A 12,242-nucleotide genomic window follows, 5' to 3' on the forward strand; every position below is an offset into this window, starting at 1 on the left:
CGAGAGCAGCGCGCGGGCAACCGAACCAGTTCGGTCGTATCGACTCGAGTGCGCCGGCTGTGGTGCCTTGTTCGCCGATGACGGCGTCGTGCTCGAATGCGGGAATTGCACAGAGAATTCGCTCCTGCGATCTCGATACGACCTCGGGGAATTCCGCCCGCTGCCGGGTGCCGGACCGACGCGATACCGTAACTGGCTGCCGATCATTCGTTCGGTTCCCTCACCGAATGTCACCACGGTGTTCCCCGGTCACGAACTCGGGCGGGCGCTGGGACTGTCGAACTTGTGGATCGCCTTCACCGGGTACTGGCCCGAGCGCGACTGCTACGCCGAAAGCTTCTCTTTCAAGGAGCTGGAAGCGATCACCGTCCTCGGGCGCAGACCGGCCGGCGATACCCCCCTGATCGTCGGATCGGCCGGCAACACCGCCTCGGCACTTGCCTTGTGGTGCACCAACATGTCGGTGCCGTGCATCCTCGTCGTACCGGCCCGTCAGCTGGAACGGCTCGCCTTGGCGACGCCCTTCGGACCCAGCGTGGAGATCATCGGCTTGGACTCGCCCCGGTATTCGGACGCCCTGGTCCATGCCGAGACGTTGCGTACCCGCTATGGCGTACCGGCCGAGGGCGGGGTGCGCAACGTCGCCCGCCGCGATGGCATGGCCACGGTCGTCTATTCGGCGTTCGAGGCGCTCGGCCGGCTGCCGGACTATTACGTCCAGGCGGTGGGTAGCGCCTCCGGCGCACTGGCCGCGTACGAGGCGGCGCTGCGCTTGCCCGGCGAGCCGGCGCCGCGCCTGGTTTTGTGCCAGCACGCCGATTTCGCACCGGTGCACCGTCATTGGACCGACACGTGGACCGACACGCTGTGTCCGCCGAACATCTCCACACCGGAATTGACCACCATCACGCCGCCATACAGCCAAGCCGGCGGCATCGCGGAGGTTCTGCGTCGGTCACGCGGCAGTGTGGAAGTCGCCTCCGAATCGGAAAGATTCGTCGCCGCAGCGGTTTTCGAGCAGACCTATGGCATCGACATCGAGCCGCCGGCCGCCATCGCGTTGGCCGGGCTCAAGAATGCGGTCGACCGGAAGGCCGTCGAGCCCGACGCACTGATCCTGTTGAACATCACGGGCGGCGGCCGCAAACACCGGATGAAGGGACCGGACCACGTGGGACGGGTGCGCCATTCGATCGTGAGCGGCCACACGACCTGATCTCTGCGTCGAAGCGGAATACGGAGAGTCGGGCTACCCGGGCCGCCGCCCGAGTCGGGCGGCGGCCGTGGTGTCGCGCCGTGTCAGCCGATGTTCGCCGAGAGGTCCGGGATCATGCGGTAGGCGTCGGCCTGCCAGTTCGTCCAGGCGTGCAACCCGTCGGCCGGGAAGTCCCAGACCACGTTCTGCGCACCCAGGGTGAGCATGCGGACCTGGAAGGCGCGGCTGTTGGCCAGGGCCAGCGCTTCCAGCGGCGCACCCCTGATGAGCCGGTCCGCGGCGGCGCCGATCGGGATGTTCAGATCGTCCGGCATGGGAGCGCCACTGCCTGCCGAGACCCAGACCCGGGTTCCGTTGGCGATCAACGTCGGTGCGAAGACGAAGGGATCCATCCGCAGCCAGTTCGGGCCCCACGGCGGGGCCATGCAGTCCACGTTGTAGCCACCGGCGTCGATCATGGCCGTGCGGATGGCTTCTCGCATGCCGGGTGCGGAGATGTTCAGATAGCCGGAGAACGAACCGGCGTAGGAGAACTGGTCCGGATGGTAGGCGGCCAGGGTGAGTGCCGCCGAGCCGCCCATGGACAGGCCGAAGACGCCGTTGCGATACGGGTTGAAGCCCAACTGGTCTCGCATGGCCCAGCGCAGGTCATTGGTCAGGAAGGTCTCCCAGGTGTACCGGTAGCTCTTGCCCGGTCCGCCGCCGAGCGCCTCGGTCGCGCCCGAACCCGTGTTCGCCGCCGAAGGTCCGGCGCCCGGCGGAATCCCGAACCACGAGCTCGGCTGATCCCAGTCCGCGTAGAAGCTGGATTCGCCGCCCACCGGCATCACGACATTGATGTTCCAGCTCTGCAGCACCTCGGCGACATTGGTGTTGATCTCCCAGCCGTTCAGATCCTGCTGGGCGCGCTCGCCGTCGAGCACGTAGACCACCCGGCTGGTATTGCCGTCCGCGGCGCGGAACACCCGGGTCTTGATCGGGCCCATGCTGGGTGAGACGACCCAGAAGTCCTGGGCGGTGGGATTGAATGCCGCCGCGGCGGGCGGAGCCTGGATTCCCGCGATACTCAGCGGCAACAGCAGCGTCGTAGCGACGCTCAACAATGTGCGTGTGAAGCCTCGACCCCGCATCGACCTAGCCCTTCTCGTCAATGAGTAGAACGCTGATCTCGCAGAACTGATCTTCTTCGATAGACACCGAGTATCGGACGTCCGACTCCGCGTGTTGAGCAGGTTCCGCCTGGCGAGTCCCGATTTTTGACCTCAACGGTCAATAAAGCAGGCCCCCCGCCCTGGAAAGGGCGGGGGGCCTGAGGTTCAGCCGGGTCGGGGCGAGGCCCCGGATGTGGGGCTTCAGGGGCTTGCCCCGGCGCAGGGAGGTGGAGTCGCGAGCTCCGGAGAGTTCGGGCTAACCGATGTTGTTCGAGAGGTCCGGGAGCATGCGGTAGACCTCGGCGTTCCAGTTGTTCCAGTTGTGGACGCCGGTCGCGGGGAAGTCGTAGGTCACGTTCCCGGCGCCGAGGGACATCATTCGAGCCTGGAACGCACGGGTGTTCACCAGTGCGAGCGCCTCGAGCGGCATGCCCTGGATGATCGACATCGCATCGGTGACGTCACCCGGGCCGGGAAGAGCACTCGCGGCCGCGATCCACAGACGAGTGTTATTGGCCTTCAAGCGCGGCGCGAAGACGAACGGGTCCATGTGCAGCCACTGCGCGCCCCACGGCGGAGCCATGGAGTCCACGTTGTAGCCGCCGGCTTCGATCATGGCCGCGCGAATCGCCTCACGCATGCCGGGCGCGGAGATGTTCAGGTAGCCGGAGAACGAACCGGCGTAGGAGAACTGGTCCGGATGGTAGGCCGCCAGCGTGATCGCTCCCGAACCACCCATGGACAGACCGAAGATGCCATTGCGGTTCGGGTTGAAGCCCAGCCGCTGCTGCAGCGCATTGCGCAGATCCTGGGAGATGAAGGTTTCCCAGGTGTAGCGGTAGCTCTTACCCGGGCCACCGGAGAACAGTTGCAGGGCACCCGAACCCGAGGCAGAGCCCGAGGACGAACCGGATGACCCGGCAGCGGAACCCGCGGGCAGGTCGAGGATCTGGCTCGGCGCGTTCCAGTCGGCGTAGAAGCTGGACTGGCCGCCGATCGGCATGACCACGTTGATGTTCGCGGCGGTCAGCGCGTGGGCGATGTCGGTGTTGATCTCCCAGCCGCTCAGATCCTGCTGAGCGCGCATGCCGTCGAGGGCATAGACGACGCGATCCGTATTGCCGTCGGCCGCGCGGAAGACGCGCGACTTGACCGGGCCCATGGAGGCCGAGTCGACCCAGAAGTCGAACCCGTCGGGATCCAGCGCCGCGTGGGCGGCCGGTGCGGCGATTGCCGCCGACACCCCGAACGGCAGCAGTAGCGCCAGTGCAAGTCCGATCACGGATCTGTGGAGCCAACCGCGGGACTTCTGACGTCTCTCGCCTCGCATTATTTTGTCCGGCCTTTCCTGTCGTTCTGTCTCACCGCGTGCTCGTGACCACGGCTGAGGTCTCGGCGACCATATCGTGTTTGGGCTAACGGGGCGTTATCGGTTTGTGACAAAAGTGACGAGGGCCACTGACGGCCCGGAATGTGGCGCAGCACAGTGCCTGAATATGACTCGAGAGTCGAATTCTGCCCCCGCAGACTCATGCACATCAGCTATCACCCCATTACCTCGAACTATATTGCGCCCCTTCAGCATCCACCATCACTCCGGGTGAATGCCGAAGGCGCGCTTGGGATATCAAGATCAACTCATCCGATATGCGCCGAGAGATCCGGCAGCATGTGGTTCAACTCCGACTCCCAGTTGCTCCAGTTGTGGACGCCGACGGCCGGGTAGTCATACGTCACATTGCCGCCGCCGAGCGCCGCGTACCTCGATTGGAAGGCCTTGGTCCCGACGAGCGCGACGGCCTCGATGCCCATCGCCTGGATGGTGGAGGCATTGATGGCGTCGGTCGACGCCGGTAACCCGCTGCCCGCCGAGATGTAGAGGCGCGTGCCGTTGGCCTTCAGCTTGGGGGCGAACTCGAAGGGATCCAGGTGCTGCCACGCGAGGCCCTTCGCGGGCGCGAGCGCATTGATGTTGTAACCGCCCGCGCTGATCATGGCCAGTCGGACGGCGTCCTTCATTCCGGGCAGGGACAGATCCAGCGCGCCGGAGAACGAACCGGCATAAGCGAATTGGTTCGGATGGAAGGCGGCCAGCATGAGGGCGGAACCACCGCTCATGGACAGGCCGAACACGCCGTTGCGGGTGGAGCTGAAGCCGAGCCGGTCGTGCAGGGCGGCGGGCAGGTCCTGGCTGAGGAAGGTCTCCCATTTATAGGTGTAGGACTTGCCGGGGCCGCCGGCGAGCACCTGGGTGGCGCCGGAACCGGTGGTGTCGGTGCCGCTGGCGGTGCCGGCGGGCAGGCCGAGGAAGGTGCTCGGCGAGGCCCAGTCGGCATACCAGCTGGATTGCCCGCCGACGGGCATGACCACATTGATGTTCGCGGCGGTCAGGGCGCGCGAGACCGAGGTCTCGAGTTCCCAGCCGCTGTCGTCCTCGCGGGCGCGTTCCCCGTCCAGTGCGTAGACCACGCGGTTCGTATTGCCGTCTGCCGCACGGAAAACGCGGGACTTGATGGGACCCATCGACGAGTCGACGTAGAAGTCCAGCCCCGTATTGTCGAAGGCCGCGTGCGCGGGGGCCGCGCAGACGGTCGCCGAGATCCCCAGCGGGACAGTGGCGGCCAGTGCCAGACTCAGCACCGACTTCCGCAGCCAACTCCGTGACCTGGGATTTTTGCCCTGCGCATGTCCAGTCTGCGCCCCACCATTCACAGCCTCGCCCCGCATTCGTCCGGCCTCCCGATCGTATTGCGACAACCGTTGCGGCACATAGCATGTGGGTCGCAGTGGCGTCCTCGTGGAGCGTATCGCGTAACCGTCGCCTACGTGTTACCGAACCGAGATCCCGACAGGAATCCCACAGCATAAACGTTACAAACCTCCCCAAACCCGTTATCGCCCAAGAACAAGAAACCCCACACCCTGTTTTCAGGATGCGGGGTCTTGTGTCTCGCTGTCCCTCGGGGTTTCAGGGGCTTGCCCCGGCGCAGAGAGGTGGAGCCGCGAGTTACGAGAGTTGTTCTACTACTTCAGTTGTTCTGCTACTTCGGTGGCGCCGGGGGCGGGGGCACCGGCATGGCCGGGGCCGAGGGGTGCGGGTCCACCAGGCCGCAGCGTTCGATCTCGTACTTGGGTACGCGGTCGATGCGGTACTTGGCGAAGCCGAGCGACTGCACCAGGTTGTGCCGCCAGCGGTTGAAGGTCAGCGGGGAGCGGGAGGAGGCCAGCAGGTCCTGGGTGCGCGGGCAGGTCAGGGCGACGCGCGCCTGGTCCACCCACTTCTCGTCCAGGTACCAGGGCATCCACGGATGCCGGTCCACCATGCCCGCGTCGACGACCACCCAGTCCGGGTAGATGCTCTTGTCGTGCCCGATGCGCCCGCCTTCGAGCCGATCGGTGTGCGCGGCAAGCGGATACGCCAGCCCCTCCTGGTCGATGACGCGTACGTCCAGCGGCACGTTCATGCTGGTCATACCCAGGTTGAGGAAGAACACGGTGTGTTCCGGCTTGCTGTCGCTGCCCGGTTCGGCGGCCGGCTGCGGATCCAGATACCAGTTCATGAACGACGGCGAGTTGAGCAGCAGCGCGCCGTCGGGTGAGTTGGCGATATCGCGGACCATGGCGCGCATGCGCGGATAGTCGAGGTAGTCCTCGGCCCGGATCGGGTGCGCGTGCCCGCTGTTGAGCACGTAGTAGATGCGTTCGTCCACGATGCCGTTGGCGGCGATGGTGCCGCGCAGCTTGACGGCGGTGGTGTTGGCCGCGACGGCCGCCCAGGCGGCCGAGCCGACGAACGCCGCGAGCACGATGACGAAAACCCAGTCCAGTCGCCGGTTCTCGCCGCCGTGGAAGAGGCTCTTGGGCAGCGGCAGCACCGCGACGGGCAGCAGCAGGCAGAACAGCTGCGGCAGCAGCATGCGCCCGTGCATGAAGTCGCCGCCGACGCGCAGTTCGAACACGACCAGCAGCAGACCGCCGGCCAGGAACAGGGTCACGACGGCGGCGGGGCTGTGCAGCCACACGCTGAAGCGGTGAATGCGGTCCAGCAGCTGGGCTTTCCGGCCGGCGGGCGCGGAGTCCGCGTCATCGCCCACCCGGAATGCGTGGCGACCGGTCGGCTTACCTTCGGCCACCCGCCGGGCCCGCACCACCACGGCGGCCGCGACAGCCAGCACCAGCAGCGGCACCCACAGCCAGTACGGCCCGACCATGTTCCACAGATAGATGAAGCCCTGATGCCATTTGGCCCCGCCCGCTTCCTTGGCGACGGCCGTATTCGGATAGGGCAGACCGTAGTAGCCCATCCGCCAGATCTGATACCCGAGCGGCAGCAGCCCGGCGACCACCACGACCAGCGCCCGGAACATCCACGGCCGCAACCGCGTCGGGGGCACCGGCGCGCAGAACACCATGAGCAGCGCCAGCCCGCCGATGACCGTCATCTCCGGCCGGATCACCGGCGCCAGTCCGGCCCAGAACACCAGCCCGAAGTAGCTCGCCAGTCGCACCCGATCGGCCTGCGCCCAGCGCAACATCCACCACCAGAGCACGCCCAGCCAGAAGATGACCAGGCAGTTCTCCAGTCCGGAGGTGGCGTAGTCGCGGGCCGGCGGCAGCGCGATGTAGACGATGGCGCCCGCGGGCACCAGCAGTGCGGAAGACGTTCCGCCCCACAGCCTTCCCGCGCCGACCATGGCGAACACGATGGCCGCCACCGACATGGTGAGGGCGATGGTGAGCACCACGTATTCGAGTCGCGCCTGGGTCAGCCAGCTGAAGAACCAGACGACGTAGGTCCAGGCCGCACTGGTATTGGTTTCGACGCGCTCGCCCGCGTTGAACACGGGTCCGTTGCCCGCGAGCAGGTTGCGCACCGTACGCAGCACGATCAGGCCGTCATCGGCGATCCATCGGCGCTGCCAGGCGCCGGTGGCGAAAAGGGTCGCGGTCAGCACGATCCCACCGATGAACGTGGCTCGGGATAGTCGCGTGAAGCGGCGCGCGGCACCGTCCGCGCGCCGTCGGGCGCGACCGACCGCCAATTGTGCGGTCGGTTCGCCCTCCCCTCGCTCTTCTCCCTCTACCACGTCAGGTGAGATAGACAGCGACACCTACCGCTCCGATCCAGGCGATTGCGAGGAACTGGAGGATCCGGTCCCCCAGGGCGATCTCTTCGGGTTCACCGGCTTCGCCGCCGTCGACGTCCACCGCGTAGCGCAGGATCGCGATGGTGAACGGGATCATCGAGATGGCGAACCAGACATTGTCGGCGTGCCGGACCGAGGGGTCGTTGTCGAACGCCCACAGGCCGTAGCAGACCACCACGGTGGTGGCCGACAGTGTCCAGACGAACCGCAGGTAGGTGGGGGTGTAGTACTCCAGCGACTTGCGGATCTTGGCACCGGTGTCGAGCGCGATCTTCAACTCGGCGTAGCGCTTTCCCGCCGCCATGAACAGCGAGCCGAACGCCATGAGCAGCAGGAACCACTTGGAGAGCTTGATGTCGGCCGCCGCGCCACCCGCGATGGCGCGGAGCAGGAAGCCGGACGAGACGATGCAGATGTCCAGTACCGCTTGATGCTTCAGGCCGAAGCAGTAGCCGAGCTGGATGCCGATGTAGACGGCCATGACCACGGCGAGATGCCAATTGGCCAGGAACGAGCCGAGAATCGAGGCGGCCAGGAACACGACCGACAGCGCGAAGGCCAGATTGACCGGCACCACGCCGGCCGCGATGGGCCGGAAGCGCTTGGTCGGGTGGGCCCGGTCGGCCTCGACGTCGAGGGCGTCGTTGATCAGGTAGATGCCGGAGGCCGCGAGGCAGAACACCACGAACGCGATGCCGACGTGGCCGAGCACCTTCGGATCGGAGAGCACGATATGGCCGGCGGCGGTCTTGCCCGCGACCGCCGGTGCGGCCAGCACCAGGACGTTCTTGACCCACTGACGCGGGCGGATCGCCTTGACGAGGCCGGCGCCCAGCGACTTCGGCGGGCCCTTGATGACCGCCTCGGCTAGGTCGGTACTGGTCGGCTCTTCGCTCATATCCCCAACGGCTCTTTCCTTGGCTGTGGTCACTTCGCGAGTCTCTTTTCGGCACTGAGCACTATGGCAGCTGATGCGGCGCCCAGCGCGGAACCGGCGAGCACGTCGGAGGGATAGTGCACTCCGAGAACGACTCGGGAGAGCAACATCGGCGGGACGAGCACCGCTGGCAAGGGTAGCCCGGTGAGCCTCCCGAGCAACACAGCCGCCGCCGTGGTGGATGTCGCGTGTGAGGACGGGAAGCTCAGTTTGCTCGGCGTCGACACGTTGACCTGCACGGACGGGTCGTTCGGCCGGGGCCGTCGGACGATCCGCTTGATGACGACCGAGGCCGCGTGCGCACCGAACGCGCCCACGCCGACGCCGATCCACTCCCGCCGGCGCGGCTTGTCGACGAGCGCGCCGACCGCGGAAATGCCCAGCCAGCCCAGCGAATGCTCACCGAAGTGGGACATGCCGCGCGCGGCCTCGAGGACCGCGGGATTGCGGCCGATAGTGCCCTGGACAGCGTTGAGGATCTTCACCTCGGCGGGTGCGGGCGCGGCCGGGGCGTCCGGGACCACATGCAGGTTCCGGTCGGTGCCGGAAGCAGGCTGTGCAGCGGTCATTCCGTCGTCTTTCCTTCTGTGTCGATGCCGAAGACGTTCTCCCAAGCCGCTTTGCTCGTGAGATGAGCGTGCGCGCGACGATACTGCTCGCGTACTTCGGGGAATCGCTCGGCCAGCTCCTTGCGCAGCCGCAGGGCTTCCTTGAACAGTTCGAGGGCCTGCCGCGGATCTCGTTTGCGGTAGACGACGCCGCGTCCGTCGGCGGTGGTGACGGTGACGCCGTCCACCTGGGAGAGCAGGAACCAGCGTGCGTCCAGGGTGGGGACGTTCAGCTGCGGGGTCTCGTGATGCTTGGTGTCGGCCTTGCGGAAGTTGTGCAGCACACCCTTGCCGAGCCGGACCACCTTCGCCAGCGGATTGCCCGGTTCGCCGACCGCGCCGACGCCGGCGTGGGAGGCCAGCGGCAGTTCGGTGGAGGACGGCACGATGACCGCGTCCGGGAATTCCTTGCGCATGGCGTGCACCTTGCCCAGTGCGGTGGGCAGCAGGCCGAACAGTTTCTCGGGGCCGGCGAGGTAGTCGCGGATCGCCTCGTTCTGGATGGCGACGGTCGAATACTCCAGGCAGAGCAGGTGTTTCAGCGTCGCCTTGATGGTGTTGACCACCATCGGCCGCCCGTCGTTGGGCAGGTGCAGGGAGGCCACCACGAGGCGGTTGCGCAGGTGGAAGTAGGCCTGCCAGTCGATGGCGTCGTCCTTGTCGGACCAGGCCATGTGCCAGACGGCGGCACCCGGCAGGGTGACGGTCGGGTAGCCGTGTTCCCGTGCGCGCAAACCGTATTCGACGTCGTCCCACTTGAGGAACAGCGGCAGCGGCTGCCCGATCTCCTCGGCCACCTGACGCGGGATGACGCAGGTCCACCAGCCGTTGAAGTCGACGTCGATGCGGCGGTGCAGCAGCTTGGAGTTGTCGCGGTCGCGCAGCGGGTACTTCGAGAAATCGTGGTCGTATTCGACGTTCGGCGCCGAGGTCCACATGAAGATGCCGCGGTCCACGACCTCGCCCATGCTGTGCAGGTGCGAGCGCTCCTGCAGGTTCAGCATCTGGCCGCCGGTCAGGATGGGCGACTTGGCGAAACGCGAGAAGGCGAGCGCGCGCAGGATGCAGTCGGGCTCGATCTCGATGTCGTCGTCCATGTAGACGATGTATTCGGCATCGGTGGTCTTCAGCGCTTCGTACATGACTCGGCTGTACCCACCGGAGCCGCCGAGATTCGGCTGATCGTGGAATGCCAGCCGATCACCCAGCGCGCGTGCGGCTTCGGCGAACCCGGGCTGGTCCACGACCTTCTTGGTGCCCTGGTCGGGGATGATGACGGCCTTGATCTTCTCCAGCACCAGCGGGTCGGAGCCCAGCGCCGCAATGGTTTTCACGGCGTCGGCGGGGCGGTTGAAGGTCGGCATGCCGACCGCGATGCTGCCCTCGCCGGGCGCCTCGACGGGCGCGTACCAACCGCCGCTGCGCATTTCGACGTGCGAGTCGGTGGTGATGTCGAACCAGATCCAGCCGCCGTCCTCGAACGGGCCCAGGTCCACTTCGAATTCGACGTAGTCGGCGGCGGCCGCGCCGTCGCCGGGCGTGCTGAACTCGTCGCCCTGCACGTGGATGCGGGAGCCGTCGGCCTTGGAGCGGTAGACGTCGACGCGGCCGTGGCCGGACATCTCCAGCTTCAGCACCACGGACTTCAGCACGGACCAGCGCCGCCAGTAGCTGGCCGGGACCGCGTTGAAGTAGGTGCAGAACGACACCTCGGATTCCGCGCCGATGGCCAGCGCGGTGCGCGTGATGGCGTGCGCGCGGCGGGCATTGGTGTCGGATTCCTCGAGGTACAGCTTGCGCACGTCCAGGGGTTCACCCGGCCGCGGCAGGATGATGCGCTGGAGCAGGGATACGGCGCGGGTCTCGGTGCTCATGTCTTCCCGAGTGAGTTGGGCGGTCATCAGGCCTCGTCCACGAGGGTGGCGCCGGTCTCCAGGTGCGGGCGCAGCACATTGTCGAACATGCTGAGCGCGGCGCCGATGGCCATGTGCATGTCGAGGTACTGGTAGGTGCCCAGGCGGCCGCCGAAAAGCACCTTGGCGGAGGCGGTTTCGGCCTTGGCGCGCTCGCGGTAGGCGAGCACCTTGGCGCGGTCCTCGGGGGTGTTGATGGGGTAGTACGGTTCGTCGCCGGTCTGGGCGAAGCGTGAGAACTCGCGCATGATGACCGTCTTGTCGCTGGGGTAGTAGTCGCGCTCGGGGTGGAAGTGGCGCGGTTCGATGATGCGGGTCCAGGGGGCGTCGGCGTCGTTGTAGTTCATGACCGGAATGCCCTGGAAGTCACCGGTTTCCAGCACCTCGGTCTCGAAATCGATGGTGCGCCAGCCGAGTTCGCCCTCGCTGTAGTCGAAGTAGTGGTCCAGCGGGCCGGTGTAGACGACGGGGGCGTCCGGGTTCTGGGCGCGGATCTCGTCGCGCACGTCGAACCAGTCGGTGTCGAGGCGGACCTCGATGAGGTCGTTGTCGGCCATCTTCGACAGCCATGCGGAGTACCCGTCCTTGGGCAGGCCCTCATAGGTGTCGTTGAAGTAGCGGCTGTCGAAGGTGTAGCGGACCGGCAGCCGGGTGATGATGCTCGACGGCAGTTCCTTGGGATCGGTCTGCCACTGCTTGGCCGTGTAGTCGCGGATGAACGCCTCGTAGAGCGGGCGCCCGATCAGCGAGATGCCCTTCTCCTCGAGGTTGGTGACAGCCGTGCTGTCGATCTCCGCGGACTGCTCGGCGATGAGCGCGCGGGCCTCGTCCGGGGTGTAGTAGCGGCCGAAGAACTGGGAGATCATGGCCAGCCCCATGGGCAGCGGGTAGGCCTGGCCCTTGTGCAGGCCGAAGACGCGGTGCTGGTAGTTCGTGAATTCGGTGAACTGATTGCAGTAGTCCCACACCCGCTTGTTGGAGGTATGGAAGAGGTGGGCGCCGTACTTGTGGATCTCGATGCCTGTTTCGGGCTCCGCCTCCGAGTACGCGTTGCCGCCCAGGTGGTAGCGGCGTTCGACCACCAATACCCGCTTGCCCAGCAGGTTGGCGGTGCGTTCGGCGATGGTCAGCCCGAAGAAGCCGGAGCCGACGACGATGAGATCGAAGGGGGATGCGACGGTCACGGTGGCCCAGCGTACCGGCATCGGGTGTTGCGGTGCGCTGGCTCTCATTCGTGGGGTTCGCCGCATGCGAATCGGCGGGGTCGCCG

9 protein-coding genes are annotated in these 12,242 nt (G+C 66.5%); 1 reads left to right on the forward strand and 8 read right to left on the reverse strand.

The window, feature by feature from the left end:
- Positions 1-67: 67 nt before the first annotated feature.
- Entirely contained in the window at positions 68-1,216 is a 1,149-nt protein-coding gene (locus ACH438_RS16740) for a pyridoxal-phosphate dependent enzyme (protein WP_397005914.1), read from the forward strand.
- Positions 1,217-1,299: 83 nt separating this feature from the next.
- On the opposite strand, the gene ACH438_RS16745 is transcribed toward ACH438_RS16740, so the two are convergent.
- The 8 genes from ACH438_RS16745 to glf form a co-directional block, all read right to left on the reverse strand.
- On the reverse strand, positions 1,300-2,346 hold the full coding sequence (locus tag ACH438_RS16745) for an alpha/beta hydrolase (protein WP_397005916.1): 1,047 nt from the start codon (positions 2,344-2,346) through the stop codon (positions 1,300-1,302).
- 277 nt (positions 2,347-2,623) lie between these two features.
- A complete protein-coding gene (locus ACH438_RS16750; protein ID WP_397005918.1) occupies positions 2,624-3,697 on the reverse strand; it encodes an alpha/beta hydrolase in 1,074 nt (357 codons plus the stop codon).
- Between the two features lie 308 nt (positions 3,698-4,005).
- Positions 4,006-5,094 carry an alpha/beta hydrolase gene (locus ACH438_RS16755; protein ID WP_397005920.1) on the reverse strand — a complete coding sequence of 363 codons (1,089 nt, stop codon included), beginning with the start codon at positions 5,092-5,094 and terminating at the stop codon, positions 4,006-4,008.
- A 314-nt stretch (positions 5,095-5,408) separates the two neighbouring features.
- Positions 5,409-7,478, reverse strand: a complete 2,070-nt coding sequence (gene zomB, locus ACH438_RS16760) for a flagellar motor control protein ZomB (protein ID WP_397005922.1) — start codon at positions 7,476-7,478, stop codon at positions 5,409-5,411.
- The gene (locus ACH438_RS16765; RefSeq protein ID WP_397006053.1) at positions 7,456-8,412 is read right to left on the reverse strand and encodes a decaprenyl-phosphate phosphoribosyltransferase; all 957 of its coding nucleotides are present in this window, start codon (positions 8,410-8,412) and stop codon (positions 7,456-7,458) included. Before ACH438_RS16765 ends, zomB begins: the two co-directional genes overlap by 23 nt.
- A gap of 29 nt (positions 8,413-8,441) precedes the next feature.
- The gene (locus tag ACH438_RS16770) at positions 8,442-9,020 is read right to left on the reverse strand and encodes a phosphatase PAP2 family protein (protein WP_397005924.1); all 579 of its coding nucleotides are present in this window, start codon (positions 9,018-9,020) and stop codon (positions 8,442-8,444) included.
- On the reverse strand, positions 9,017-10,960 hold the full coding sequence (locus ACH438_RS16775) for a glycosyltransferase (protein WP_397005926.1): 1,944 nt from the start codon (positions 10,958-10,960) through the stop codon (positions 9,017-9,019). Before ACH438_RS16775 ends, ACH438_RS16770 begins: the two co-directional genes overlap by 4 nt.
- Positions 10,960-12,156 (reverse strand): UDP-galactopyranose mutase, encoded by a 1,197-nt coding sequence (glf, locus tag ACH438_RS16780; RefSeq protein ID WP_397005929.1) that lies wholly within the window; start codon positions 12,154-12,156, stop codon positions 10,960-10,962. Before glf ends, ACH438_RS16775 begins: the two co-directional genes overlap by 1 nt.
- Positions 12,157-12,242 lie beyond the last annotated feature (86 nt).

The sequence above is a fragment of the Nocardia sp. NPDC020380 genome (assembly GCF_044386975.1).
Taxonomy (GTDB): Bacteria; Actinomycetota; Actinomycetes; order Mycobacteriales; family Mycobacteriaceae; genus Nocardia.